28 protein-coding genes are annotated in these 24,161 nt (G+C 63.5%); 21 read left to right on the plus strand and 7 right to left on the minus strand.

Annotation, left to right across the window (positions count from 1 at the left end):
- The first annotated feature begins 22 nt into the window (after nucleotides 1-22).
- Nucleotides 23-292 carry an HPr family phosphocarrier protein gene (locus GCT19_RS10115; RefSeq protein WP_013088266.1) on the plus strand — a complete coding sequence of 90 codons (270 nt, stop codon included), beginning with the start codon at nucleotides 23-25 and terminating at the stop codon, nucleotides 290-292.
- 400 nt (nucleotides 293-692) lie between these two features.
- On the plus strand, nucleotides 693-2,438 hold the full coding sequence (gene ptsP / locus GCT19_RS10120; protein WP_013088267.1) for a phosphoenolpyruvate--protein phosphotransferase: 1,746 nt from the start codon (nucleotides 693-695) through the stop codon (nucleotides 2,436-2,438).
- A gap of 97 nt (nucleotides 2,439-2,535) precedes the next feature.
- Here the strand turns inward: ptsP and GCT19_RS10125 are convergent, their stop codons facing one another.
- The 3 genes from GCT19_RS10125 to gpmA all read right to left on the minus strand — a co-directional run bounded on the left by GCT19_RS10125 (nucleotide 2,536) and on the right by gpmA (nucleotide 6,203).
- Nucleotides 2,536-3,294: a HesA/MoeB/ThiF family protein gene (locus GCT19_RS10125; protein WP_152851791.1), complete on the minus strand. Its 759-nt coding sequence runs from the start codon at nucleotides 3,292-3,294 to the stop codon at nucleotides 2,536-2,538.
- Between the two features lie 222 nt (nucleotides 3,295-3,516).
- The gene (locus GCT19_RS10130; RefSeq protein ID WP_152851792.1) at nucleotides 3,517-5,100 is read right to left on the minus strand and encodes a S41 family peptidase; all 1,584 of its coding nucleotides are present in this window, start codon (nucleotides 5,098-5,100) and stop codon (nucleotides 3,517-3,519) included.
- Nucleotides 5,101-5,456: 356 nt separating this feature from the next.
- A complete protein-coding gene (gene gpmA, locus GCT19_RS10135) occupies nucleotides 5,457-6,203 on the minus strand; it encodes a 2,3-diphosphoglycerate-dependent phosphoglycerate mutase (protein ID WP_018434731.1) in 747 nt (248 codons plus the stop codon).
- A 137-nt stretch (nucleotides 6,204-6,340) separates the two neighbouring features.
- Between gpmA and GCT19_RS10140 the strand changes: the two genes are divergently transcribed.
- The 5 genes from GCT19_RS10140 to GCT19_RS10160 all read left to right on the plus strand — a co-directional run bounded on the left by GCT19_RS10140 (nucleotide 6,341) and on the right by GCT19_RS10160 (nucleotide 9,325).
- Nucleotides 6,341-6,766 carry a rhodanese-like domain-containing protein gene (locus tag GCT19_RS10140; protein WP_013088271.1) on the plus strand — a complete coding sequence of 142 codons (426 nt, stop codon included), beginning with the start codon at nucleotides 6,341-6,343 and terminating at the stop codon, nucleotides 6,764-6,766.
- On the plus strand, nucleotides 6,763-7,023 hold the full coding sequence (gene grxC, locus GCT19_RS10145; protein ID WP_013088272.1) for a glutaredoxin 3: 261 nt from the start codon (nucleotides 6,763-6,765) through the stop codon (nucleotides 7,021-7,023). Before GCT19_RS10140 ends, grxC begins: the two co-directional genes overlap by 4 nt.
- 147 nt (nucleotides 7,024-7,170) lie before the next feature.
- On the plus strand, nucleotides 7,171-7,647 hold the full coding sequence (gene secB, locus GCT19_RS10150; RefSeq protein ID WP_013088273.1) for a protein-export chaperone SecB: 477 nt from the start codon (nucleotides 7,171-7,173) through the stop codon (nucleotides 7,645-7,647).
- Nucleotides 7,648-7,669: 22 nt separating this feature from the next.
- Complete coding sequence (locus GCT19_RS10155; RefSeq protein WP_152851793.1) at nucleotides 7,670-8,668, plus strand: NAD(P)H-dependent glycerol-3-phosphate dehydrogenase; 999 nt, start codon at nucleotides 7,670-7,672, stop codon at nucleotides 8,666-8,668.
- Nucleotides 8,669-8,764: 96 nt separating this feature from the next.
- Nucleotides 8,765-9,325 (plus strand): O-acetyl-ADP-ribose deacetylase, encoded by a 561-nt coding sequence (locus GCT19_RS10160; protein WP_152851794.1) that lies wholly within the window; start codon nucleotides 8,765-8,767, stop codon nucleotides 9,323-9,325.
- On the opposite strand, the gene trmL is transcribed toward GCT19_RS10160, so the two are convergent.
- The gene (trmL, locus tag GCT19_RS10165; protein ID WP_152851795.1) at nucleotides 9,298-9,768 is read right to left on the minus strand and encodes a tRNA (uridine(34)/cytosine(34)/5-carboxymethylaminomethyluridine(34)-2'-O)-methyltransferase TrmL; all 471 of its coding nucleotides are present in this window, start codon (nucleotides 9,766-9,768) and stop codon (nucleotides 9,298-9,300) included. The two genes, GCT19_RS10160 and trmL, sit on opposite strands and share 28 nt — an antisense overlap.
- Before the next feature lie 18 nt (nucleotides 9,769-9,786).
- The gene (locus tag GCT19_RS10170; protein ID WP_321576782.1) at nucleotides 9,787-10,533 is read right to left on the minus strand and encodes a ComF family protein; all 747 of its coding nucleotides are present in this window, start codon (nucleotides 10,531-10,533) and stop codon (nucleotides 9,787-9,789) included.
- A gap of 121 nt (nucleotides 10,534-10,654) precedes the next feature.
- On the opposite strand from GCT19_RS10170, the gene GCT19_RS10175 reads away from it, so the two are divergent.
- The 8 genes from GCT19_RS10175 to GCT19_RS10205 all read left to right on the plus strand — a co-directional run bounded on the left by GCT19_RS10175 (nucleotide 10,655) and on the right by GCT19_RS10205 (nucleotide 18,022).
- Nucleotides 10,655-11,620, plus strand: a complete 966-nt coding sequence (locus tag GCT19_RS10175) for a methyltransferase domain-containing protein (protein WP_152851796.1) — start codon at nucleotides 10,655-10,657, stop codon at nucleotides 11,618-11,620.
- Between the two features lie 395 nt (nucleotides 11,621-12,015).
- The gene (locus tag GCT19_RS10180; protein ID WP_018434724.1) at nucleotides 12,016-12,492 is read left to right on the plus strand and encodes a DUF2244 domain-containing protein; all 477 of its coding nucleotides are present in this window, start codon (nucleotides 12,016-12,018) and stop codon (nucleotides 12,490-12,492) included.
- Between the two features lie 64 nt (nucleotides 12,493-12,556).
- On the plus strand, nucleotides 12,557-14,185 hold the full coding sequence (coxB, locus tag GCT19_RS10185) for a cytochrome c oxidase subunit II (protein ID WP_152851797.1): 1,629 nt from the start codon (nucleotides 12,557-12,559) through the stop codon (nucleotides 14,183-14,185).
- Between the two features lie 44 nt (nucleotides 14,186-14,229).
- A complete protein-coding gene (gene ctaD, locus GCT19_RS10190) occupies nucleotides 14,230-15,843 on the plus strand; it encodes a cytochrome c oxidase subunit I (protein WP_013088281.1) in 1,614 nt (537 codons plus the stop codon).
- A 123-nt stretch (nucleotides 15,844-15,966) separates the two neighbouring features.
- A complete protein-coding gene (locus GCT19_RS43290) occupies nucleotides 15,967-16,101 on the plus strand; it encodes a cytochrome oxidase small assembly protein (RefSeq protein ID WP_018434722.1) in 135 nt (44 codons plus the stop codon).
- A gap of 42 nt (nucleotides 16,102-16,143) precedes the next feature.
- Nucleotides 16,144-16,779, plus strand: a complete 636-nt coding sequence (locus tag GCT19_RS10195; RefSeq protein ID WP_018434721.1) for a cytochrome c oxidase assembly protein — start codon at nucleotides 16,144-16,146, stop codon at nucleotides 16,777-16,779.
- Nucleotides 16,780-16,829: 50 nt separating this feature from the next.
- A complete protein-coding gene (locus tag GCT19_RS10200; RefSeq protein ID WP_018434720.1) occupies nucleotides 16,830-17,039 on the plus strand; it encodes a DUF2970 domain-containing protein in 210 nt (69 codons plus the stop codon).
- Nucleotides 17,040-17,164: 125 nt separating this feature from the next.
- Entirely contained in the window at nucleotides 17,165-18,022 is an 858-nt protein-coding gene (locus tag GCT19_RS10205; RefSeq protein WP_018434719.1) for a cytochrome c oxidase subunit 3, read from the plus strand.
- A 191-nt stretch (nucleotides 18,023-18,213) separates the two neighbouring features.
- Here GCT19_RS10205 and GCT19_RS10210 read toward each other — a convergent pair whose 3' ends face one another.
- Entirely contained in the window at nucleotides 18,214-18,423 is a 210-nt protein-coding gene (locus tag GCT19_RS10210) for a twin transmembrane helix small protein (protein ID WP_018434718.1), read from the minus strand.
- 111 nt (nucleotides 18,424-18,534) lie between these two features.
- On the opposite strand from GCT19_RS10210, the gene GCT19_RS10215 reads away from it, so the two are divergent.
- The 5 genes from GCT19_RS10215 to GCT19_RS10235 are packed head-to-tail and all read left to right on the plus strand — an operon-like array spanning nucleotide 18,535 to nucleotide 22,666.
- Nucleotides 18,535-19,251 (plus strand): SURF1 family protein, encoded by a 717-nt coding sequence (locus GCT19_RS10215; protein WP_018434717.1) that lies wholly within the window; start codon nucleotides 18,535-18,537, stop codon nucleotides 19,249-19,251.
- A 51-nt stretch (nucleotides 19,252-19,302) separates the two neighbouring features.
- Complete coding sequence (locus GCT19_RS10220) at nucleotides 19,303-19,989, plus strand: SCO family protein (RefSeq protein ID WP_176136910.1); 687 nt, start codon at nucleotides 19,303-19,305, stop codon at nucleotides 19,987-19,989.
- 22 nt (nucleotides 19,990-20,011) lie between these two features.
- A complete protein-coding gene (locus GCT19_RS10225) occupies nucleotides 20,012-21,121 on the plus strand; it encodes a COX15/CtaA family protein (protein ID WP_152851799.1) in 1,110 nt (369 codons plus the stop codon).
- Nucleotides 21,122-21,126: 5 nt separating this feature from the next.
- A complete protein-coding gene (gene cyoE / locus GCT19_RS10230; RefSeq protein WP_026228536.1) occupies nucleotides 21,127-22,032 on the plus strand; it encodes a heme o synthase in 906 nt (301 codons plus the stop codon).
- Between the two features lie 4 nt (nucleotides 22,033-22,036).
- Nucleotides 22,037-22,666 carry an SCO family protein gene (locus GCT19_RS10235; RefSeq protein WP_152851800.1) on the plus strand — a complete coding sequence of 210 codons (630 nt, stop codon included), beginning with the start codon at nucleotides 22,037-22,039 and terminating at the stop codon, nucleotides 22,664-22,666.
- Nucleotides 22,667-22,741: 75 nt separating this feature from the next.
- Here the strand turns inward: GCT19_RS10235 and GCT19_RS10240 are convergent, their stop codons facing one another.
- Nucleotides 22,742-23,032 (minus strand): YciI family protein, encoded by a 291-nt coding sequence (locus GCT19_RS10240; protein WP_018434713.1) that lies wholly within the window; start codon nucleotides 23,030-23,032, stop codon nucleotides 22,742-22,744.
- Between the two features lie 274 nt (nucleotides 23,033-23,306).
- On the opposite strand from GCT19_RS10240, the gene GCT19_RS10245 reads away from it, so the two are divergent.
- A complete protein-coding gene (locus tag GCT19_RS10245) occupies nucleotides 23,307-24,119 on the plus strand; it encodes a MetQ/NlpA family ABC transporter substrate-binding protein (RefSeq protein ID WP_152851801.1) in 813 nt (270 codons plus the stop codon).
- Nucleotides 24,120-24,161 lie beyond the last annotated feature (42 nt).

Genomic DNA, 24,161 nt, shown 5'->3' on the forward strand with positions numbered 1-24,161 from the left:
CACCCGCGCTTCGGACCATCACATGCTGCAACAGGAAACGACAATTGTGAACAAGCTGGGGCTGCACGCGCGCGCGTCGGCCAAGTTGACGCAACTCGCGGGCAACTACCAGGCGGAAATCTGGATGAGCCGCAATGGCCGTCGTATCAACGCGAAGAGCATCATGGGCGTGATGATGCTGGCCGCGGGCATCGGCAGTACCGTGCTGATCGAAACGGAAGGTACCGACGAACAGGAAGCGATGGACGCGCTGTTGAAACTGATTGCCGATAAATTTGGCGAAGGTCAATAACGCGGCGCGCTTTGCGTTCGACAATTCCGAAAATGCCGCGGCTCAGTCCGCGGTTTTTTTTCGCCGCCGACATTTGAATATCAGAAGAGGCCCGCGGTTAATCGACATTAAAGGGATGTACAAGCGGCGCGAAAGCCGCAGGGAAGAGTGCGTAAGGCCACACGCGTGTATGGCGACATGCGCGTAAGGTGACACGCGTTTTCAATGTTTAAACCATTGTTCTGCGCGACGCGTATAGAGCGAAGCTTCGCCGGTACGAGGACACCTGATTGCGATTACCCGTGCTGCGCTGCACACACCGCCGGCATACTTCAAAAAGGCGCGGAATTTATAATGCCAAGTACAGTCTGAGAGCATTGCAGCGGTTTGCCGCGGCATTACACAACTAGAGGAGGTGCGCGTGTCATTCACGCTGCATGGAATTCCCGTGTCACGCGGTATCGCCATTGGGCGGGCCTATCTGATCGCCCCGGCAGCACTCGACGTAGACCACTATCTGATCGAACCCGCGCAGATCGAAGGGGAGGTCGGGCGCTTTCGCGCGGCTCAGCAACGCGTGCATGAAGAACTCAACGTATTGCGCGCCGATCTCGCCGCGGATGCTCCTACTGAAATGGGCGCGTTCATCGACGTTCACATGATGATCCTGAACGACGTGATGCTCGTTCAGGAAACCATCGACTTGATCCGCACGCGCCGCTACAACGTCGAGTGGGCGCTGACCGAACAGCTCGAAAGACTCTCGCGCCATTTCGACGACATCGAAGACGAATACCTGCGCGAACGCAAAGCCGACATCGAACAGGTCGTCGAGCGCGTGCTGAAGGCGCTGGCGGGCGCGCCGGGCATCGTCGACAACGTGCATGGCGCGTGCGATGAAATGATCGTCGTCGCGCACGACATCGCGCCCGCCGACATGATGCAGTTCAAGACGCAGACGTTCCAGGGCTTCGTCACCGATCTCGGCGGGCGCACGTCGCATACCGCTATCGTCGCGCGCAGCCTCGGCATTCCGGCCGCGGTCGGCGTGCAGCATGCGAGCGCGCTGATCCGCCAGGACGATCTGATCATCGTCGATGGCGACCACGGCATCGTGATCGTCGACCCCGCGCCGATCGTGCTCGAGGAATACTCGTATCGCCAAAGCGAGAAGGAGCTCGAGCAGCGCAAACTGCAACGGCTCAAGTTCTCGCCGACGCAAACGCTGTGCGGCACGCGCATCGAACTGTGCGCGAACATCGAGTTGCCGGACGACGCGCGCGCGGCGATCGAATCGGGCGCGACCGGCGTGGGTCTGTTTCGCACCGAGTTCCTGTTCATGAATCACAAGGACCGGATGGCCGAAGAGGAGGAGCAGTTCAGCGCGTATCGTCGCGCGGTCGAGCTGATGAACGGCTTGCCGGTCACGATCCGCACGATCGACGTCGGCGCCGACAAACCGCTCGATTCGATGGGCGGCGGCGACGGCTACGAGACCGCCGTGAATCCGGCGCTCGGTTTGCGCGCGATTCGCTGGAGCCTGTCCGAGCCGCAGATGTTCCTCACGCAGCTGCGCGCGATCCTGCGCGCGTCGGCGTTCGGCAAGGTGAAGATCCTGATCCCGATGCTCGCGCACGCGCAGGAAATCGACCAGACACTCGATCTGATCCGCGAAGCCAAGCGTCAACTGGACGACGCGGGTATCGCTTACGATCCGAACGTGCAGGTCGGCGCGATGATCGAGATTCCGGCCGCGGCGATCGCATTGCCGCTGTTCCTGAAGCGACTCGATTTCCTGTCGATCGGCACCAACGATCTGATCCAGTACACGCTCGCGATCGATCGCGCGGACAACGCGGTCGCGCATCTATACGACCCGCTGCATCCGGCCGTGCTGCATCTGATCGCGTTCACGCTGCGCGAGGCGAAGCGGGCAGGTGTGCCCGTCTCCGTGTGCGGAGAGATGGCGGGCGATCCGGCGTTGACGCGTCTGTTGCTCGGCATGGGCCTGACCGAGTTTTCGATGCATCCGAGCCAACTGCTCGAGGTCAAGCAGGAGGTGCTGCGCTCGCATCTGAAGACGCTCGAAAAGCCCGTGGCCGACGTGCTGGCTTCGTTCGAGCCGGAAGAGGTGCAGGCGGCGCTCAAGCGGGTCGCACTGGTTTGAATCCGACGCGCTTCGTCGCGCCTCGCTGAACGAAAACGCCGCAATGTGCGGCGTTTTTCTATTTCGGTGTCGCTCGGACGGGCAGTGTAGAACGGCCTCAGGACCCGTGCGCGCGGCCGCACACCGGGCAATCCGGCTGACGTCCGATGCGCATGGTGTTCCATTCCATCCGCAGCGAATCGAGCATCGTCAGGCGGCCCACGAGCGGGGTGCCGATTGCGCCGATGAGCTTCAGCGCTTCGGCAGCCTGCATCGAACCGACGATGCCGACCGTCGGCGCGAACACGCCCATCGTCGAGCAGGCGACTTCCTCGAACGGCTGATCTTCGGGAAACACGCACGCGTAGCATGGCGACGCTTCGTCGCGGAAGTCGAAAGTGCTGATCTGGCCGTCGAAGCGCAGCGCAGCGCCCGACACGAGCGGCACGCGATGCTTGACGCACGCGCGGTTGATCGCGTGACGCGTCGCGAAGTTGTCGGTGCAATCGAGCACGACATTCGCGTGGGGCACCTCGCGATCGAGCCACGCATCGTCGACGCGCTCAGCCACAGCGTTGACGACGACCTCGGGATTGATCTGCGCGAGCATTTCGCGCCCGGATTCGACCTTGCTGCGTCCAACCGACGCGCTGACGTGCAGGATCTGGCGCTGCAGATTGGTCAGGTCGACGGTATCGGCATCGACGAGCGTCAGACGGCCGACGCCCGCCGCCGCGAGATACATCGCGGCCGGCGAACCGAGCCCGCCCGCGCCGACGATGATCGCGTGGGCGTCGATAAAACGCTGCTGTGCCTCGATGCCGATTTCGTCGACAAGGATGTGGCGGGAGTAGCGAAGGAGTTGATCGTCGTTCATGGCGGGGCGCGTGGGGTGTGTCGCTAGGTCGCGGTGTCGCGCAAGGAGAGGCAGGCCGAGGGGCCGCGGCGCGCATTCGTGGCTGTTATTTTAATCGCGCGGGGAGGGTGGATGTTGCGGTTTGCCGTGAGGCGCCGCCGGTTGAGCGGCGGCTTTTGCTGAAACTGCTGCGGCGTGTCTTCGCAGACTATTGTGCTGCGAAGACACGCGCGGGTTCGCTGCTTATTTGCCAGCGGGAGCCGGAGCCGGAGCCGAAGCCGGCGCCGGTCCCGATGCGCCCGGCACCGGTTGCGTCGGCTTCACCGCCACCGGCGCGGAGGCCGACGTGCCCGGCTTGTTCTGTGCGAGCCGGCGTTCCATCAGCGACTTCGATTCCTGAACCGGCTTGCCTTCGAGCTTGCCGACCGCCTGCTGCAGCATGAAGTCGTCGTTCGAACCGAACTCGACCGGCTTGCGTTCGCGTTCCTTCTGGCGCTGTTCCGGCGTCTTCTTGTCGTTCTGCTCTTCGAGCTGACGCAACTGCTCCATGCGCTCCGACTCGCGTTTCTCCGCTTCCTTCTTCTCGTTCGGGTCCTGCGTGTTCGCAAGGTGATTCGAGTAGTCGACTTCGCGGGTAACGAGCGCGTCGTCCGGATCGCCGTCCGCGTATTGATCGACCGGAAGATCGGGGCGGATGCCCTTGTTCTGGATCGAACGGCCGCTCGGCGTGTAGTAATACGCGGTGGTCAGTCGCAGTGCGGTGTCCGCCGTCATGGGGCGTACGGTTTGCACCGAGCCCTTGCCGAACGTGGTCTTGCCGAGAAGCAGCGCGCGGTGCTGATCCTGCAGCGCGCCCGCGACGATTTCCGATGCCGACGCCGAGTACGCGTTGGTCAGCACGATCATCGGCACGGTCTTGAAGATGGCCGGGACGTCCTTCAGCGGATCGCTGTCGAACGATTGCAGACGGTAGTTATCGTAGGTGTCGCGATAGATCTGCTTCGAATCCGGAATCTGGCCGTTGGTCGACACCACCACCGAATTCGGCGGCAGGAACGCGCCCGCGACGCCGACCGCGCTTTGCAGCAGACCGCCACCATTGTTGCGCAGGTCGAGGATGAGGCCCTTCAGGTTCGGCTCCTGGCGCGCGAGATCCTGCAGCTTGGCCGCGAGGTCAGGCGTGGTGCGCTCCTGGAAGCTCGTGATGCGCACGTACGCGAAGCCCGGCGCAACGATTTTGCCCTTCACCGACTGCACCTTGATGATTGCGCGCGTGACGGTGAGCGGGAACGTGCGGTCGTCGGTCTTGCGGAAGATGGTCAGCGTGACCTTGGTGCCCGGCTCGCCGCGCATCTGCTTGACCGCCTGGTCGAGCGTCATGCCGCGCACGGGCTTGTCGTTGATGCGCGTGATCAGGTCGCCCGGACGGATGCCGGCGCGGAACGCGGGCGTGTCTTCGATTGGCGAAATCACCTTGATCAGGCCGTCTTCCGACGAAATTTCGATGCCGAGGCCCGCGAAGCGGCCCTTGGTCTGCTCCTGCAGCTCTTCGTAGTCGGTCTTGTCGAGGTACGACGAGTGCGGGTCGAGGCTCGACACCATGCCCTTGATCGCGGCGGTGAGGAGCTTCTTGTCGTCGACCGGTTCGACGTATTCGTGCTTGATCTGCCCGAACACTTCGGCGAAGAGCCTGAGCTGGTCTAGCGGCAGCGGAGCGATCGCGGCGCTAGCGGGTTGCTGGGCCGAGGCGGAGAATTGCAAGGTGGCAAAGACACCGGTAGCAAGGCCCGCGGCAATCAGGCCGAAATTTTTCAGGTTCTTTCGCATAGAGTCTGTTGCGGTCGGAAGCGCGTGGCAGCGTCGATAAAGATTGGACGGACAAGTATAACTGCACACCCGCCTGCTCAGGGCGCGGTGCAGGCAATCGTGCTTCGACAGTACGGGAAGGTCCTGGTTCTTGCGAACCGGCCCGCGGATGGCGAGCGGTGCGATATGTCACCCGACGGTGCGGAACCGACACTTGCCGCAGAAGGCCAGCGGATGCGGTCGCCGCTACGGTGATCTCTGCGGCGGACCGCTAAATCTGACCGCCGGGCGCAATACAGTATTTCTTGCCGGGCCGGTTGTCTCCGTGCGGCCCCGCGCGCTTTCGTCGCGAGGGGCCCGCGGCCGGAAACGCTCGGTCAGCCCGCCTTGCCCTGGCTCGCGACCGCGGCTTGTGCCTTCGCGATCGCGTCCTGGTCGCCGAGATAGTAGTGCTTGATCGGCTTCAGATCTTCGTCGAGTTCATAGACGAGCGGCACGCCGTTCGGAATGTTCAGGCCGACGATGTCGCTGTCCGAGATGTTGTCGAGGTACTTGACCAGCGCGCGGATCGAGTTGCCGTGCGCGGCGATCAGGATGCTGCGGCCTGACTTGATGGCCGGCGCAATCGACTCGTTCCACAGCGGCAGCACGCGCGCGACCGTGTCTTTCAGGCACTCGGTCAGCGGCAGTTGCTCGCGCGGCACCTTGGCGTAGCGCGGGTCGGTGTACGGCGCGCGCTCGTCGGTCGGCTCGAGCGCGGGCGGCGGCGTGTCGTAGCTGCGGCGCCAGACCAGCACCTGTTCGTCGCCGAATTTGGCGGCCGTTTCGGCCTTGTTCAGACCCGACAGCGCGCCGTAGTGGCGCTCGTTCAGGCGCCACGAATGCACGACGGGCAGGTACATCAGGTCCATCTTGTCCTGCACGTGCCACAGCGTGCGGATCGCGCGCTTCAGCACCGACGTATAGGCGATGTCGAACGTGTATCCAGATTCCTTGAGCAGCACGCCCGCCTGCTGCGCCTCGAGGTTGCCCTGCTCGGTGAGGTCGACGTCGACCCAGCCGGTAAAGCGGTTTTCCTTGTTCCACGTCGATTCGCCGTGGCGGATGAGAACGAGTTTGTACATGTGAGTTGCCGGTCGGTAGTGAGGAAGCGGTCTTGCGCTGTGCGGTGCCTCTGGCGGCGCATCGCCATCGCGTCAAACGGTTATTTTATAATGCTCGGGTTGACCTTTTCGATTTCTCTCTTTCCGGCGGATCTTCCGTGAAGTTTTTCACCGAATACACAAACCTTGTCCTGATCGCAATCGTCCTTATCTCTGGTGGGTTGCTGCTGTGGCCGACCATCAGTCGGCGTGGACGTGGCGGCCTGTCGGCCGCTGAAGCTACCCAACTGATCAACCGGCGCAACGCGGCGGTCATCGATCTGCGGCCGTCCGCCGATTACGCCAAGGGGCACCTGCCCTCGGCACGGCATTTCGAATTCGCGGAGTTGCAGGCGAAAGTCACGCAACTCGCGAAGAACAAGAGCAACCCGGTGCTGCTGGTATGCCAGACCGGCCAGCAGTCGAACAAGGCAGCGCGTATCGTGCAGGAAGCGGGATACGCGGAAGTCCATGTTCTCGAGGGCGGCGTCGACGCCTGGCAGAAAGCCGGTATGCCGGTTGTGAAACAAGGAGCAGCCAAGTGAACAAAGTGATCATGTACAGCACCCAGGTGTGCCCGTATTGCCAGATGGCCGAACGTCTTTTAAAGTCGCGCGGCGTCGAGCACGTTGAGAAAGTACTGATCGATAAAGACCCGGCCCGTCGTGAGGAGATGATGACCCGGACCGGTCGTCGCACGGTGCCGCAGGTGTTCATCGGCGAGACGCATGTCGGCGGCTATGATGATCTTTCCGCGCTCGATCGCGCGGGCGGTCTGACGCCGCTGCTCGAAGCAGCCTGAGTTCGCGCGTTTCGCGCCGCGCGAGCGGGCGGACCATTCGATAAGCCGGCGCGTGCGCTCCTCGCGGAGCCGGCGAGCCGGCGCAATAATCTGGCGGCCCATGCGTGCATCGGCCGCCGCCACGCATACCTATCAGGAATCACCATCATGTCCGACGAGAATAACCAGCCGTTCTTCAACATCCAGCGCATTTATCTGAAGGACATGTCGCTCGAGCAGCCGAATTCGCCGGCGATCTTCCTCGAGCAGGAAATGCCGTCGGTCGAAGTCGAAGTCGACGTGAAGGCCGAGCGCCTCGCGGAATCCGTGTTCGAGATCCTGGTGACGGGCACGGTCACGGCCAAGGTGTCGGACAAGGTCGCGTTCCTGATCGAAGCGAAACAGGCCGGCATTTTTGACATTCGCAACATTCCTGCCGAGCAGATCGATCCGCTCGTCGGCATCGCGTGCCCGACCATCCTGTTCCCGTACTTGCGCTCGAACATCGCCGACGCGATCACCCGCGCCGGCTTCCCGCCGATCCACCTCGCCGAGATCAACTTCCAGGCGCTGTACGAGCAGCGTCTCGCGCAAATGAGCGCGGCCCAGCAGGGCGGCGCGGCGCAAAACGGCGTCACGCATTAAGGCGCCGCAGGTAGTGCCGGCTATGAAGGTCGCCGTTCTCGGCGCTGGCGCCTGGGGCACCGCCCTCGCTGGCCATCTGGCCGTAAGGCACGACACGGTGTTGTGGGCGCGCGAGTCCGCGCTCATCACCGAGCTTTCCACTTCGCACGAAAACGCCCGCTATCTGCCGGGCGTCGCGTTGCCGCCCGCGCTTCGCTACGAAGCGGATCTCAATGCGGCGCTCGATCACGCGCTCGCCGACGCTGCGCTGTGCGTGGTCGCGACTCCCGTGGCTGGCCTGCGCGGTCTGTTGCGTGCGATGCGCGATGCGGGCAAGGTGCCCGCGCATATCGTGTGGCTGTGCAAGGGTTTCGAAGCGGATTCACAGTTGTTGCCGCATCAGGCGGTGGCGGCGGAGTTGCCCGAGCATGCGAGCAACGGCGTGTTGTCCGGACCGAGCTTCGCGCGCGAAGTCGGGCAGGGGCTGCCGGTAGCGTTGACGATCGCGAGTTCGTCGTCGGCGTGCCGCGAACGCACGGTCGCGGCGTTCCATCACGGCGCGATGCGCATCTATACCGGCGATGACGTCGTCGGCGTCGAAGTGGGCGGCGCGGTGAAAAACGTGCTCGCCATAGCGACGGGCATCGCCGATGGCCTCGGCCTCGGCCTCAACGCACGCGCGGCGCTGATCACCCGCGGCCTCGCCGAAATGTCGCGTCTTGGCGTGACGCTAGGTGGGCGCGCGGAAACCTTTACCGGGCTGACCGGCCTGGGCGATCTGATTTTGACCGCGACTGGCGATCTGTCGCGCAACCGCACCGTGGGCCTGCAACTCGCCACGGGCCGCACGCTCGACGACATTCTCGGCGGCCTCGGTCACGTTGCCGAAGGCGTGCGCTGCGCGAAGGCGGTCCTGTCGATCGCACGCGCCCATGCAATCGAAATGCCGATCACCCAAGCGGTCTGCGCGGTGCTGTTCGACGGCGTGGCGCCGCGCGATGCGGTCAGCGCGCTGCTGCGGCGCGATTCGAAGGCCGAATAAAGTCTTTTCTTTCAGCCGTTTAGCGCATTTCGCGTTGAACGGCTGCCTCACCTGGCTGTCCACTTCGTTATCGAAACTCGGGTCAGCGAGGTTCCCATGCCCACCTTCAATCTTAGTCACGGCACATGCACGCTCGAAGCGCGCGTGGTCGATATCACGACGCTCGCCGTCGATGCGATCGTCAATGCCGCGAATACGTCGCTGCTCGGCGGCGGCGGTGTGGATGGCGCGATTCATCGCGCGGCCGGCAAGGAGTTGCTGCGCGAATGCGAAACGCTCGGCGGCTGCGCGACCGGCGACGCCAAAATCACCGCTGGTTATCGGCTGCCCGCGAAGCATGTGATCCATGCGGTCGGTCCGGTGTGGCGCGGCGGCGCGCATGGCGAAGCCGACCTGCTCGCATCGTGCTATCAGCGCTCGCTCGAAATCGCGCGCGAGACGCATTGCACGAGCATTGCGTTTCCCGCGATCAGTTGCGGCATCTACCGTTTCCCCGCCGACGATGCGGTCAGCATCGCGGTCGGGACCGTGCTCAACACGTTGCCGCGCACGCCCCACATGAAGCACGTGACGTTCGCGTGTTTCGACGACGCGATGTTCGCGCGCTACGAGGCCGAGCTCGAACGCCGTCAGGCGCCGCCCTCGAAGCCGGCCTGACGCCACGCTTCGAACACCACGACCGCCACCGTATTCGACAGATTCAGACTGCGATTGCCAGGACGCATCGGCAGACGCACGCGCTGTTCGTTCGCAAAGCGCTCGAGCACCGTGTCGGGCAGGCCGCGCGTTTCGGCGCCGAACACGAACCAGTCGCCCGGTTGAAACGCGTGGTCGTGAAAGCGCCCCGAGCCGCGTGTGGTGAACGCGAACATGCGCGACGGGTCGGGCGTTTCTTTCGCGATGAACGCGTCCCAATCGGTGTGAACGTGCATTTCCGCGTACTCGTGATAGTCGAGGCCGGCGCGCCGCATCTTGGTGTCGTCGAGAGGGAAGCCGAGCGGCTCGATCAGGTGCAGTCGGGCGCCGGTATTCGCGCACAGGCGAATCACGTTGCCGGTGTTGGGCGGAATTTCTGGTTCTACGAGAACGACGTTGAACATAAGGGGACCACGTAAAAGCTAGTTTTTCGGAGTGCGCAGCGCGACGAAGTTCGTGACCCGCCGCGCGCCTGCGGCCTTCAGCGTATGCGCGAGCGCTTCGAGCGTCGCGCCGCTCGTCATCACGTCGTCGACGATGCCGACGTGCGAGCCGCGCACCGGGCGCGCAATGCGAAACGCGCGCCCGACGTTGTGCCGGCGCGCATCGAGATCGAGGCGCGATTGCGGCACGGTGTCGAGCGTTCGTTCGAGCAGCGTCGCGTCGCTGCGCACGGCGAGCGCCCCCGCGAGCGGCCGCGCAATCTGCCAGGCCTGGTTATAGCCGCGCTCGACCAGACGGCGACTGGCGAGCGGCACGGGCGCGATCACGTCGGGCCGCTCGGCCGCGTCGCGCCAGTTGTCCCGAGCGAGCCGCGCGAGACGTTGCGCGAAGTCGCGCGCGAGCATCAACCGGGCGCGGAACTTCAGGCCGACAGCGAGCGTATCGAGCGGCGCCCGATAGTCCGCGAGCGCGAAGCTCGCGTCGAACGACGGCGGCTCGGCCACGCAATCCGCGCAGCGATACCGCGCCTGAGCGACCCAGCGTGACGCCGGCAAGGGCACCGCACAAACGCTGCAGCGCAGGCGGCTCTCGTTCCAGTAGGCCGCGTCGCAACCGTCGCACAGCGTCTTATGCGACATATTGCCGCATAACGCGCACAGGTTCGGCAGCGCGACGTTCAAGGCGCGTGGCCATGCCGAATACAGACCGCGCGCGACACGCGCCACCTGATTTCGACACGATGAAGAAAATGACTGGAATCGCACGAGTGAGTGCCGCTGAAAGCCGTTCACGCTGAATGGAGGGGAACGAACGAGTATACTTCGAGCTCACGCCAGCACGACACACATGTCCCCAACATCCGCTCAATCTGGCCGTCCGGCCTACGATTCACGGCGCCTCAGGCGTATTTTCGACCGTCGCGCCGCCATCTTCGATGACGTTGCGTTCCTGCCGCGCGAGATTGCACAGCGCATGCGCGAGCGTCTCGATTACATCAAGGTCGCGCCCTCGAGCGTGCTCGACGCCGGCTGCGGCGCGGGCGAAGACATCCCGGCATTGCGCGCCCGCTTCCCCGAGGCGCCCGTGTTCGGCGCCGATCTGTCGCACGGCATGCTCCGCCGCGCGCTGCGTCACGACGCCGGTGACACCAGTTGGCGGCGCTTTCTTCCCCCTTCGCTCGGCAAGGCGCTCGGCGCGCGTGGTCCGCGCTTCGCGCAAGCTGATTTCTCCGCGCTGCCGTTCGCGGCCGGCGCATTCGAATTCATCTGGTCCAACCTTGCGCTGCACTGGCACTCGCGGCCGGATCTGGTCTTTCCCGAATGGCAGCGCGTGTTGAAGGTCAACGGCCTGCTGATGTTCAGTACGCTCGGCCCCGACACGCTGAAGGAATTGCGCGGCGCCTACGCCGAGATCGAGGCCGCGCACGGCGTCGCGTCGCGCAAGCATGTGATCGACTTCGTCGACATGCATGATCTCGGCGACATGCTCGTCGAGGCCGGCTTCGAGATTCCGGTGATGGACCAGGAGACGCTGACGATCACCTACAAGTCGCCCGAGTCGCTGCTCGCGGACGTGCGCCGCTGGGGCGCATACCCGTTCGAGCGCGATGCGCATGACGGTGCGCTCGCGCGTCGGTTGCACAAAGCCTTGCTCGCCGCGCTCGAAGCGCGCCGGCGCGCCGACGGTACGATCGCGCTGACCTTCGAGGTGATCTACGGACACGCATGGAAAGCGGTGCCGCGCACCACGGCCGAAGGACATGGCATCGTGCGGCTCGAGGACATCGGACGAGGTCCGGGCAAGCGTGGGTAGCAGATTGCGGCGCGCTCATCAACTGCTTGCCGACGGTGCGGTTGACCTGTTGCAAAAGCGGTAAAGAGGACATCCGTTATGCCTGGGATTTGCCCTCCGAAAGAGCCGCAAAATGCCGGGCAAAATGGCGCGAAGGCTTGTCGCGCCGGGCTTGCGGGCCGATCGGGGCTTGCTTGTCGATGCTATGGATCGCGCCTATAATGCGTCAGTTTGTCACCCGACGTTCCCACATTTACGGTGGCAAGCCCGAGGCGCAGGGCTGCAAAATGAAGTGATGCGGTAGGGGTTGGCGCGGTCGCGATTGATGCTGTAAACAGTGACATGAGCGGCGGCCGCGAGATGCATCCGGAAGTAAAAGAAGGCAGGCCGGACGCGACGAATCGCAGGAGGCAGCGATGGGCGCATCAGATCATCTGCTGGCGGATTCTGAGCCGGTCCTCAAGGACTGGACCATGAAGCGCAACTGTTCGATGTCGCCGCGGCAGTTCGTCTGTCTGTACGTGTCGCTTGCGTTGTTCTCGTTGGCAATTGCATTCATGCTGGTTCTGGTCGGCGCCTGGCTGGTGTTGCCGTTCACCGGAATCGAATTGCTGGCGGTAGGTATCGCGTTTGCAATATATGCGCGTCATGCTGTCGATTACGAGCGCATCCGGTTGTTTCCGAACCGGCTCGTGATCGAGCAGGTCAGCGCCGAGCAGATTACGCAGTTCGAATTCAATCCGCGCTGGGTGCGGATAGAGCCGGGCGCAACGCCGCGCGATCAGATCAAGCTGGTCTCGCGCGGGCAGACGATCATGATCGGGCAACATCTCGCGCAGAATCGGCGCACGCAGTTCGCAGGCGAACTGCGTATGTGGCTGGCACGTTGTTAGATGGTGCCGGACGCGCGGCGTTCAAGGGGGCGCGACACGCTGCCAGCGGGGTCGAGGGGTTTGAATGGAAAATTTGGGTAAGGAAGCTATGAAAACAATCAAGCGAGCGCTCATGAGCGTGCTGGCGACGAGCGGACTGCTTTTCGCCGGTGCTGCCCTGGCAGTGGGCGATGCTCCGGGCGGCCCCGCCGTCAACGCGATCAATCTCCAGCCGCCTGCAACGAAAATCGCTGAGGAGCTGTTTAGCCTCCACATGTTCATGCTGGGCCTTTGCACCGTCATTTTCATCGGTGTATTCGGCGTGATGTTCTATTCGGTTTTCGCGCACCGCAAATCGAAAGGCCACAAGGCCGCCAATTTCCACGAAAGCACCACCGTCGAAATCATCTGGACGATCGTGCCGTTCATCATCGTCGTGCTGATGGCGCTGCCCGCCACCAAGACCGTCGTCGCGATGAAGGACACCTCTAACGCCGATCTCACGATCAAGGTCACCGGCTACCAGTGGAAGTGGGGCTACGACTACGTGAAGGGTCCGGGCGAGGGCATCGGCTTCCTGTCCACGCTCGCCACGCCCCGCGCGCAAACTGAAGGCCGCGAGCCGATCTCCACGCTGTATCTGCAGGAGGTCGACAACCCGCTCGTGGTGCCGGTAGACAAGAAAATCCGCATCATCACCACCGCGAACGACGTGGTCCACTCCTGGTACGTGCCGGCCTTCGGCGTGAAGCAGGACGCGATCCCCGGCTTCGTGCGCGACACGTGGTTCAAGGCTACCCGCACCGGCACGTTCCGCGGCTTCTGTACCGAGCTGTGCGGCAAGGAACACGCGTTCATGCCGGTCGTCGTCGAGGTGCTGTCGGCCGACGACTACGCGAAGTGGGTCGACCAGGAAAAGAAGAAAATGGCCGCCGGCCAGGACGATCCGAACAAGACCTACACGATGGCCGAGCTGATGGAGCGCGGCGGCAAGGTCTACGCGACGAACTGCGCGGTCTGCCATCAGCCGACCGGCAAGGGCGTGGGCGCATTCCCGGCGCTCGACGGCAGCAAGATCGCCAACGGCCCGATCGGTCAGCACGTGAGCCTCGTGCTGAAGGGCAAGAACGCAATGCCTTCGTGGGCGCCGACGTTGAACGACGTCGAAATCGCCTCGGTGGTCACGTACGAACGTAACTCGTGGGGCAACCACACGGGCGACATCCTGCAGCCCAAGCAAGTCACCGACGCGCGCAACGGCAAGCTGCCGGAAGGCGGCGACCATCTGGCCGCCGCGGGTGCCGCGGCAAGCAGCGCGGCGGCGGCGTCGGGTGCGGAAGCGGCTTCGGCTGCATCGGGCACTGACGCTGGCGCGGCCGCTGCGAATAGCGCAGAGGCCACGCTGCCGGCGAGCGTCTACTTCGAGACCGGAAAGAGCACGCTGCCGGCCGACGCGAAAGCGGCGGTCGACGCGGCCGCGGCCTACGCGAAGGCGCATCCGGACGCGAAATTCACGCTGTCAGGCTTCACCGACGCAACCGGCTCCGCCGACGTCAACGCGAAGCTCGCGAAGAGTCGTGCCGAGGCCGTTCGCGACGCACTGAAAGCAGCCGGCATTGCCGAAGACCATATTATTTTGAAGAAGCCGGAAACGATCACCGGCGGCACCGACGCGAAGGAAGCCCGGCGCGTTCAGATCAGCCCGGCAGCCTGACGTGTTCATGGTCAGCACCGCAGAATTCGCTTTAGGAGATTGTCATGTCTAGCATCGGACACGATGTAGTCGCGGGCCACGAGCACGTGCACGGCGACCATGCCCACGAAACGCCGCACGGCTGGCGCCGTTGGCTGTTCGCCACCAATCACAAGGACATCGGTACGCTGTACCTGATCTTCTCGTTCACCATGTTCCTGTCCGGGGGCGTGATGGCGCTGATGATCCGTGCCGAACTGTTCGAGCCGGGCCTGCAGATCATGCGTCCCGAGTTCTTCAACCAGTTGACCACCATGCACGGGCTGATCATGGTGTTCGGCGCGATCATGCCGGCGTTCGTCGGCTTCGCGAACTGGATGGTGCCGCTGCAGATCGGTGCATCGGACATGGCTTTCGCGCGGATGAACAACTTCAGCTTCTGGCTGCTGCCAGTCGCGGCTGTTCTGCTGGTCGGCTCGTTCTTCTCTCCGGGCGGCGCGACCGCCGCAGGCTGGACGCTGTACGCACCGCTGTCCACGCAGATGGGCCCGGGCATGGACTTCGCGATTTTCGCGGTTCACCTGATGGGTGCGTCGTCGATCATGGGCGGGATCAACATCGTCGTGACGATCCTGAACATGCGCGCACCCGGCCTCACGCTGATGAAGATGCCGATGTTCGTCTGGACATGGCTGATCACCGCGTACCTGCTGATCGCCGTGATGCCGGTTCTGGCGGGCGCGATCACGATGGTGCTGTTCGACCGCCACTTCGGCACGTCGTTCTTCAATGCGGCAGGCGGCGGCGACCCGGTCATGTACCAGCACATTTTCTGGTTCTTCGGACACCCCGAGGTGTACATCATGATCTTGCCGGCGTTCGGGATCGTCTCGCAGGTGATTCCGGCGTTCTCGCGCAAGCCGCTGTTCGGCTATAGCTCGATGGTGTACGCAACGGCGTCGATCGCGATCCTGTCGTTCATGGTCTGGGCGCACCACATGTTCGTGACCGGCATGCCGGTGACCGGCCAGCTGTTCTTCATGTACGCGACGATGCTGATCGCGGTGCCGACCGGCGTGAAGGTGTTCAACTGGGTCGCGACGATGTGGCGCGGTGCGCTGTCGTTCGAAACGCCGATGCTGTTCGCGGTGGGCTTCCTGATCGTGTTCACGTTCGGTGGCCTGTCGGGTCTGATGCTCGCGATGGCGCCGCTCGACATCCAGTATCACGGCACCTATTTCGTAGTCGCGCACTTCCACTACGTGCTGGTGGCGGGGTCACTGTTCGCGCTGTTCTCCGGGTGGTACTACTGGGCGCCGAAGTGGACCGGCTGGATGTACAACGAAACGCGCGGCAAGATCCACTTCTGGGCGTCGATGTTCTTCTTCAACCTCGCGTTCCTGCCGATGCACTTCGTCGGTCTCGCGGGCATGCCGCGTCGCTATGCGGACTACCCGGCACAGTTCACCGACTGGAACCAGGTGATCTCGATCGGCGCTTTCGGCTTCGGTCTGTCTCAGGTCTACTTCCTGTTCGCGGTGGCGCTGCCGGCTTACCGTGGCGGCGGTGAGCTCGTCGAGGCGGGCGACAAGCCGTGGGACGGCGCAACGGGCCTCGAGTGGTCCGTGCCGAGCCCGGCTCCGTTTCACACGTTCGAGCATCCGCCTACCGTCGAGTAAGCATCTCAAGGCGAGGTGCCCGGTTCCGGCGGCGCGAGATGCCGCCACCGGAACCGGGTGCTTCGCGAGGCGGCTGCGGTCGGGCGGTCTCACCAGTCAAGAACTGTATTCAGAAAGTCGAGCATGACGCGCAATCCACAGGAAAGACGTACGCCGGAGAAGATTCGCGCGGGCAACAGGCGGATAGGGTTGGTGATGTTCGCGATCGCCGCGGTGTTTTTCGCGAGCATCATTGTGAAGCAGTGCTGGTTCAGCTAACGCCGCAGTCGCAGTCCGTATGCAGGTTTGTTGAGGATTCAGATGTCGACGCAACCGCCCGCCGAGGCCGACCGCTCTTTCAACCGTTCGATGCTGATCAAGCTGTTCGTCGTCGCTTTGATGATGTTCGGTTTCGGCTTCGCGCTGGTGCCGATGTATCGCGCGATCTGCCAGATCACCGGCGTGAACAACCTCGTGCAGCGCGACGTTTCGGCGCGCGAGGCGAAGAATACGCAGGTCGACATGAGCCGCACGATATCGATCGAATTCGATGCGAACGCACGCGGCCTGTTGGGTTTCAAGCCGGAGCAGCGCAGTCTCGACGTGCATCCCGGCGAAGTGACGACGGTGATGTACGACGTCAGCAACGAGCAGTCGCGCACGATCCGTGCGCAGGCCATTCCGAGCTACGCGCCGAAGCAGGCGACCGAGTACTTCAGGAAGATCGAGTGTTTCTGTTTCACGCAGCAGACGTTGAACGCGAATGAGACGAAGCGGATGCCGGTGGTGTTCGTGGTCGATCCGAAGTTGCCGAAGGACGTGAAGACGATCACGCTGTCGTACACGTTTTTCGAGTTGAACACGCCGGCGGCGGCGAACGAGGACGATGCGGTGCCGAAGACGAATGCAGTGAACAATGCAGTGAACGCGGCAGCCACTCCCGCGAAGCCGGCCTGAAGCAGCTTTGACGGTGCGAGACGCGGACGAACGAAGGAAGACGAAGCGAGATGAGCGATAACGGCGGCAGTCCGCGCAAGAGCAGTTTCGGTCAGTCGATGCGCGCGGTGTTCTGGTCGTTTTTCGGCGTGCGCAAGCGCCGCGATCTCGAAGCGGACGCGACGCAGCTAAACCCGCTGCATGTGATCGTGGCGGCGCTGATCGGCGCGGCAATCCTGATCGGGGTGCTGATTCTGGTCGTGCGCCTCGTGGTCGGTTGAGGCAGTAGCAGGGCACAGCAGCAAAGAAGAGCCCACGAATTAGAGAGAAGCGGTGCGGTATCGACGCGCCGCCGAAGATACAGCCGGTGATTCCGGAACAACTGGACTGAAGTGGAGAATCAAGAATGAGCGGTCAAAACGAGAGCCCGTACTATTTCGTACCGCATCCGTCGCGGCATCCGATCAGCGCCGCTACCGGGTTGCTGGTCATGCTCGGATCGCTTGCGGCCTGGATCAACGACCACACGTGGGCGCCGCTCGGCGTGCTCATCGGTCTGCTGTGGCTACTCTTTACGCTGTGGCACTGGTTCGGTGACGCGATCGCCGAGTCGGAAGGCGGCATGTACGGCAAGAACGTCGACCGCTCGTACCGCTGGAGCATGAGCTGGTTCATCTTCTCCGAAGTGATGTTCTTCGGCGCATTCTTCGGCGCGCTGTTCTATGCGCGCGAAATCGCGATGCATCAGCTGGGCAGCCTCGACTTCAAGCTGATCTGGCCGGATTTCACGGCGGTGTGGCCGAACAACGGCCCGGCCGAGCTCGTGGGCACCTACAAGTCGATGCAGCCGTGGCCGGTGCCGACCATCAACACGGCGCTGCTGCTGTCGTCGGGTGCGACGCTGACGGTGTCGCACCACGCGCTGCGCGACAACCATCGCAAGAAGGCGATCGCATGGCTCGCGGCGACGCTCGTGCTGGGCGTGTGCTTCCTGTTCCTGCAGGGCTTCGAATACTTCCATGCCTACAAGGAGCTGAACCTGACGCTGGCTTCGGGCATCTACGGTTCGACGTTCTTCCTGCTGACCGGCTTCCACGGCTTTCACGTGTTCCTCGGCGGCACGATGCTGGCCGTCGTGCTGGTGCGCCTGATTCGTGGTCATTTCACAGCGGAACATCACTTCGCGTTCGAAGGCGCGGCCTGGTACTGGCACTTCGTCGACGTCGTGTGGCTCGGTCTGTACGTCGTCGTGTACTGGCTGTAATGCGGTCAGACCCGCGCGCGTCGCTCGTCGGCGCAGGCGCGGGACGTGCGCGCAACCGCTGTCAGGCGGCGCGCACGAGCAGTATGCAAGGATGAATGCAGCGCCGCCCTCGACCTGTCAGGGCGGCGTTTTGTTTGATGGCGGGGAAATTTTGCCGCGGACGGTTTGCGCCGACGACCTATCCGCGAGCGTCAGCGCCCGTACGGAATCCCGGTCGACTGAATCCAGCCCATCCAGTATGCGAACAGGATGAACAGGAACAGCGAGATCGACAGGCCTACCCGCGTGGCGAGCGACCAGACCATCCGCTTGGTCTTGCCTTTGTCGTGCATCATGAAATACAGCGCCGACACCATGCTGGCGATGATCAGAGCAAAGGCGATGGGAACGATAATGTGCATGGAACCAACTGAAACCGGAAAGCGCAGTGGCAAAACACTCATTATCGCACCGCGAGCGGGCGTCTGCCGCAGGTTCCCGGCGGCCCGGAAAGTGATGACGGAGTACCTGCAATGAAGTTTCGCCTGATTCCCGTGCTGCTGATCCTGCTGGTCGTCGTCGTGACGGGGCGGCTCGGCTTCTGGCAGCGCGATCGCGCGCATCAGAAGGAAGCGCTCGAGGCGCGCATCACGCAGTTCGAGAACGCGCCCGCGCTGCCGGTCAGCGCGGCGCCGCTCGCGCTGAAGGACGTCGAGTTTCATCGCGTGAAAGCGCGCGGCAGCTTCGTCGCGGACAAGGTCGTGTACCTCGATAATCGTCCGTATAACGATCAACCGGGCTTTTACGTCGTGATGCCTTTTAGACTCGCTGACGGCGGCTATGTGCTCGTCAATCGCGGCTGGCTGCCGCGCAACCTCAGCAATCGAGAGGCCATCGCGCCGTACGCGACGCCGTCGGGCGAGGTCGAGATCGAAGGGATTGCGCGTGCCGACGCGTCGCGCGCGTTCGAACTCGGCGAGGGTGGATCGGCCGCGCATCACCTGATCCGGCAAAATCTCGATGTCGCCGCGTACGCGGCGGAGACCGGATTGCCGCTGCAATCGTTCGTGATCCAGCAGATCGGCGACGCCCGCGACGGTCTGGTGCGCGACTGGCCCGCGCCGACCACCGGCGTCGAGCGCAACTACGGCTACATGCTGCAGTGGTGGGGCATGGCCGCCGCGGCGCTCGCGTTCGGTTTGTATGCGGCGCGCCGCGCGGGCAAAAAAGAACACGCGCCGGGCGCGTGAGGAACGCACGGCACGGCTCGCCGCCGTCCAAACATTGAAAGAGGTTCTGTAGTGTCGACTCAAACTCCCCGTTCGCCGGAAGTTGGCAAATCCGCTGGCAATCCCACCGGCAAACCCGCCGCGGCCAGGCCGATGCCCGGCCAACCGAACGGCCCGGGCTCGTGGCGGCGCGGCCGCTGGGTGCTGCTGCTGCTCGCGGTGATCTGCGCGGCGCCGATCGCGATCTCGTACTTCATGTACTACGTCGTCAAGCCAACCGGCGGCAGCACGAACTACGGCGCACTGATCGACCCGCAACGGCCGATCCCCGAGTCGCTCGTCGTCACCGGCGAGGACGGCAAGCCGCTGAAGCTCGCGTCGCTGCACGGCCGCTGGCTGATGATCTCGGTCGACAACAGCGCGTGCGACAAAGCCTGCGTGACGAAGCTGTACTTCATGCGACAAATCCGCGCAGCTCAGGGCCCGGAACGGGAGCGCGTCGTGGAGGTGTGGCTGCGCACCGATGCGGACAAGGTCGCCGATGTGGTACAAACCGCCTACCCCAACACCGACATGCTGATCGCTGATCCGGCGCAGGTTGCCGCGTGGCTGCCCGCCGACACCGGCACACAGATTACCGACCACATCTACCTGGTCGATCCGAACGGCAATCTGATGATGCGTTTTCCGAAGGATGCGAACCCGAGCAAGATCAAAGGCGACCTGACCAAGCTGCTCAAATGGTCGACCATCGGCTGATGCCGCAACCTGGGTAAATGAGATGTTCGTATTGCAACTGGGCCTGATCGGCTTGTGTATCGCGTTGTTGCCGCTGTCCTACGTATGGGTCAAGGCCGACGACAACAAATTCCGCAAGCTGGTCTGGCTCACCACCTTCCTGACGCTCGATCTCGTGATGTTCGGCGGCTTCACGCGCCTCACCGATTCGGGCCTCGGGTGCCCGGACTGGCCCGGTTGCTACGGCACGTCGTCGCCGTTCATCGCGCACGCGGCGATCTCCGCCGCCTATCAGGCGATGCCGAGCGGCCCCGTCAGCATGACGAAGGCGTGGATCGAAATGATCCACCGCTACTTCGCGATGGCGATCGGCGTGCTGATCATCGCGCAGACGCTCATTGCGTGGACTGCGCGCATCAAGCGACGTTCGCTGCATGTGTCACCGTGGTGGCCGACTTCGCTGCTGCTCCTGATCGTCGTGCAGGGTGCGTTCGGCGCGTGGACCGTGACGATGAAGCTGCAGCCGATCATCGTGACCACGCATCTGCTGCTCGGCCTCGCGCTGCTCGGCACGCTCGGCTGGCTCGCAGCGCGCTTGACGCCGCTGCCCGCCTATGAGCCGGAGGCCGCGCGCTGGCGCGCGGCGGCGCTAGCGGGTCTCGCGCTGCTGGTGCTGCAGATCGCGCTGGGCGGCTGGGTCAGCACGAACTACGCGGTGCTCGCGTGCACCGACTTCCCGACCTGCAACGGCCAATGGATTCCGCCGATGGACTTCGCGCACGGCTTTCACCTGTGGCGCGCGCTCGGCATGACCGGCGACGGCGACGTGATCACGCAGGATGCGCTGGTCGCGATTCACTGGACGCATCGCACGTTCGCATTCGCCGTAATCGCCTATCTGGTGTGGTTCGCGGTGAAGATGCGACGTTTCGAGTCGCTGCGGCGACCCGCCAACGGCGTGCTGCTGGTGGTGCTGATCCAGTTCGTCACCGGCTTGTCGAACATCGTGCTGCAATGGCCGTTGCCGATCGCGGTCGCCCATAACGGCGGGGCCGCGATCCTGCTGCTACTGCTCGTTATGTTAAACTTTCGGATCGCTTATAGCCGTCCCGGCCGCGCTGCGATCCCTGCGCGCGAAGCCGCGCCAGCGTGACTCACATGGACAGCACAACACTCTCCCAAACGCCCGGCAGCCGGGTCTCCCAATATCTCGCTCTCACCAAGCCGCGTGTTACGCAGCTTGCGGTGTTCTGCGCGGTCATCGGCATGTTTCTGTCGACGCCGGGCATGGTGCCGTGGACCGTCCTGATCGGCGGCACCGTCGGCATCTGGCTGTTGGCCGGCGCTGCGTTCGCGATCAATTGCCTCGTCGAGCAGCAGATCGACGCAAAAATGCGCCGCACGTCGTGGCGTCCGTCGGCGCGCGGCGAAATCACCACCCCGCAGATTTTGCTGTTCTCGGCCGTGCTCGGCGGCCTCGGCATGTGGACGCTGTACACGTTCGCCAATCCGCTGACCATGTGGCTGACGCTCGCCACGTTCGTCGGCTATGCGGTCATCTATACGCTGCTGCTGAAGCCGGCCACGCCGCAGAACATCGTGATCGGCGGCGCGTCGGGCGCGATGCCGCCGGCGCTCGGCTGGGCAGCGGTCACCGGCCACGTGCCCGGCGATGCATGGATTCTGGTGCTGATCATTTTCGTATGGACGCCGCCGCATTTCTGGGCGCTCGCGCTGTATCGCCGCAAGGACTACGAAAACGCCGGCCTGCCGATGCTGCCGAACACGCACGGCGAAAAGTACACGCGCCTGCATATCCTGCTCTACACGGTCATTCTGTTCGCGGTCACGCTGATGCCGTTCATCTCCGGCATGAGCGGCGTCGTGTATCTCGCGGCGGCGGTGCTACTGGGCGCCGTGTTTCTCGCGTATGCGTGGAAGATCTACCGGGAGTATTCGGACGAGCTCGCGCGCAAAACCTTCCGTTATTCGATCGTCTATCTGTCGCTGCTGTTCGCCGCGCTGCTGATCGACCACTATGCGCGCGTCGTGATCGGCGCATAACACCATGCTCAACAACCGCTTTGCGCGCGTCGCGCGCGCCGCTGTGATCGCTTGCGCGCTCGGCGCGGCGCTCGGCGGCACACTGCTGATGACCGGTTGCGGCAAGCAGCCGCCGGCTTTTACGAATCTCGACATCACCGGCAATACACAATTCGCCAGCGATTTCTCGTTGCCCGACACGTCCGGCAAGATTCGCACGCTTGCCGACTACAAAGGCAAGGTCGTCGTGCTGTTCTTCGGCTATACGCATTGCCCGGACGTCTGCCCGACGACGATGGCCGAGCTGTCACAGGCGTTGCAGCAACTCGGCCCGGAAGACGCGAAGCGGGTGCAGGTGCTGTTCGTCACGCTCGACCCCGAGCGCGACACCCCCCAGTTGCTCGAGCAATACGTGCCGGCGTTCAATCCGAGCTTCGTGGGCTTGCGTCCTGCCAGCGAAGAGCAGCTCGCGAAGCTCGCGAAAGACTTCCGCGTCTACTACGCGAAGGTGCCGGGCAAGACGCCCGACAGCTACACGATGGACCACACGGCCGCGAGCTATGTGTTCGACACGGACGGCAAGCTGCGTCTGTTCGCGCGCGATGGTCAGGGCGCGACGCCGTGGGTGCACGACTTCAAGCTTCTGCTCGATTGACGCGCATCGCAGGCGGCTTTTTATAGCGACGCCGCTCACGCGTCCCCGCATCGATCTCCTCTTCGCAACTCGCGCTCAAACCGGCGTCGGCAAATTCAGCCCCGGCGCGATACGCGTTGCCTTGAACTCCGTCACCTCGTAGCGCGCGAGCTGTTGCTCGGCGAACGGATCGCTAGCGAGAATGCGATCCAGCCTGTCGCGCTCGATACGCACCGCGAGGATGATGCCGCCGTCGCGCGGCACTTTCGGACCGGCCGCGACGAAGATACCCGCGTCAAACTGCTTCGCGAGAAACGCGCGATGCGCGTCGAGCGCGTCGTCGATACGATCGAGCGGGGCGGTGTAGATCAGGTTGATCACATACATGGTCGTTCTCAGTGGCGGTTGAGTGGGGCCGTGCGAGGCCACGGCTCCGGATTATCGATTAGCTGCGGTTTTTGCGTCGCGCTAGCCAGCGCGCTCGCGCTCTGCATATCCATATGCGCTAAGGGTATTTCCCCAACGTGCCGCCCGTATGAAACAATTTAGGGCTTGGCCGACGGCGCACCGGCACGAACTGGAGCGCCGCCCATTTTCATCCGACTCCGGCATCCATCGGAGCCATCGACTCAAAAAGTCGAACCGCAACAGCGAGAAACACATGCAGCGCAGAAATATCCTCAAGGCTCTCACCGCAGTCGTCGCCGGTGCGGCGATCCTGACCAGCTTCGGCGCGCACGCCGACGACAAGCTCATCAAGGTCGGCACGATCGGCGGCCCGGACGCGCAGATCTGGGAAGTCGTCACCAAGGTTGCGAAGCGCGAAGGCCTGAACGTGAAGGTCGTGGAGTTCAACGACTACATCCAGCCGAACGCCGCGCTCGACGCCGGCGACCTCGACGCCAACAGCTTCCAGCACCAGCCGTATCTCGATAGCCAGATCAAGCAGCGCGGCTACAAACTCGTCAATGCAGGCCTCACGTACATCTCGCCGCTCGGCGCATACTCGAAGAAACTGAAGTCGCTGAAGGACCTGCCGCAAGGCGCGAAGGTCGCGGTGCCGAACGATCCGTCGAACGAAAATCGCGCGCTGCTGTTGCTGCAGGCGCAAGGCCTGATCAAGCTGAAGGACGGCGCAGCCACGGGCGGCAACAACGCGACGCCGCTCGATGTCGCTGACAATCCGAAGAGGATCAAGTTCGTCGAACTGGATGCCGCACAACTGCCGCGTTCGCTCGCCGACGTCGATGCTGCCGTCATCAACACGAACTTCGCGCTGGCCGCCGGCCTGCAGCCGACCAGGGACGCGATCGCGCTCGAAGACATCCACAGCCCGTACGCGAACCTGATCGCCGTGCGCGCGAAGGACAAGGATCAGCCATGGGTGAAGAAGCTGGTCGCCGCGTATCAGTCGGAAGACGTGCGCCAGTTCATCAAGACGCAGTTCAAGGGATCGATGGTGCCGTCGTTCTAAGCGACGCGTTCAGCGCGATCACCCGCGCAGTCGCATAGCATC

This window comes from Paraburkholderia atlantica, from assembly GCF_009362785.1.
GTDB classification, from domain to species: Bacteria; Pseudomonadota; Gammaproteobacteria; order Burkholderiales; family Burkholderiaceae; genus Paraburkholderia; species Paraburkholderia atlantica.

Bases quoted from the DNA above. Each gene is read 5' to 3' on its own strand.
- GCT19_RS10240 (WP_018434713.1), bottom strand. From the start codon at position 23,032: ATGTATGTGATCAACCTGATCTACACCGCCCCGCTCGATCGTATCGAC.
- ctaD (WP_013088281.1), top strand. From the start codon at position 14,230: ATGTCTAGCATCGGACACGATGTAGTCGCGGGCCACGAGCACGTGCAC.
- GCT19_RS10180 (WP_018434724.1), top strand. From the start codon at position 12,016: ATGGGCGCATCAGATCATCTGCTGGCGGATTCTGAGCCGGTCCTCAAG.
- GCT19_RS10160 (WP_152851794.1), top strand. From the start codon at position 8,765: ATGCCCACCTTCAATCTTAGTCACGGCACATGCACGCTCGAAGCGCGC.
- secB (WP_013088273.1), top strand. From the start codon at position 7,171: ATGTCCGACGAGAATAACCAGCCGTTCTTCAACATCCAGCGCATTTAT.
- GCT19_RS10195 (WP_018434721.1), top strand. From the start codon at position 16,144: ATGTCGACGCAACCGCCCGCCGAGGCCGACCGCTCTTTCAACCGTTCG.
- GCT19_RS10205 (WP_018434719.1), top strand. From the start codon at position 17,165: ATGAGCGGTCAAAACGAGAGCCCGTACTATTTCGTACCGCATCCGTCG.
- GCT19_RS10245 (WP_152851801.1), top strand. From the start codon at position 23,307: ATGCAGCGCAGAAATATCCTCAAGGCTCTCACCGCAGTCGTCGCCGGT.
- cyoE (WP_026228536.1), top strand. From the start codon at position 21,127: ATGGACAGCACAACACTCTCCCAAACGCCCGGCAGCCGGGTCTCCCAA.
- GCT19_RS43290 (WP_018434722.1), top strand. From the start codon at position 15,967: ATGACGCGCAATCCACAGGAAAGACGTACGCCGGAGAAGATTCGCGCG.
- coxB (WP_152851797.1), top strand. From the start codon at position 12,557: ATGGAAAATTTGGGTAAGGAAGCTATGAAAACAATCAAGCGAGCGCTC.
- GCT19_RS10215 (WP_018434717.1), top strand. From the start codon at position 18,535: ATGAAGTTTCGCCTGATTCCCGTGCTGCTGATCCTGCTGGTCGTCGTC.
- GCT19_RS10155 (WP_152851793.1), top strand. From the start codon at position 7,670: ATGAAGGTCGCCGTTCTCGGCGCTGGCGCCTGGGGCACCGCCCTCGCT.
- GCT19_RS10115 (WP_013088266.1), top strand. From the start codon at position 23: ATGCTGCAACAGGAAACGACAATTGTGAACAAGCTGGGGCTGCACGCG.
- GCT19_RS10125 (WP_152851791.1), bottom strand. From the start codon at position 3,294: ATGAACGACGATCAACTCCTTCGCTACTCCCGCCACATCCTTGTCGAC.
- GCT19_RS10210 (WP_018434718.1), bottom strand. From the start codon at position 18,423: ATGCACATTATCGTTCCCATCGCCTTTGCTCTGATCATCGCCAGCATG.
- gpmA (WP_018434731.1), bottom strand. From the start codon at position 6,203: ATGTACAAACTCGTTCTCATCCGCCACGGCGAATCGACGTGGAACAAG.
- GCT19_RS10175 (WP_152851796.1), top strand. From the start codon at position 10,655: ATGTCCCCAACATCCGCTCAATCTGGCCGTCCGGCCTACGATTCACGG.
- GCT19_RS10200 (WP_018434720.1), top strand. From the start codon at position 16,830: ATGAGCGATAACGGCGGCAGTCCGCGCAAGAGCAGTTTCGGTCAGTCG.
- trmL (WP_152851795.1), bottom strand. From the start codon at position 9,768: ATGTTCAACGTCGTTCTCGTAGAACCAGAAATTCCGCCCAACACCGGC.
- GCT19_RS10130 (WP_152851792.1), bottom strand. From the start codon at position 5,100: ATGCGAAAGAACCTGAAAAATTTCGGCCTGATTGCCGCGGGCCTTGCT.
- GCT19_RS10225 (WP_152851799.1), top strand. From the start codon at position 20,012: ATGTTCGTATTGCAACTGGGCCTGATCGGCTTGTGTATCGCGTTGTTG.
- GCT19_RS10235 (WP_152851800.1), top strand. From the start codon at position 22,037: ATGCTCAACAACCGCTTTGCGCGCGTCGCGCGCGCCGCTGTGATCGCT.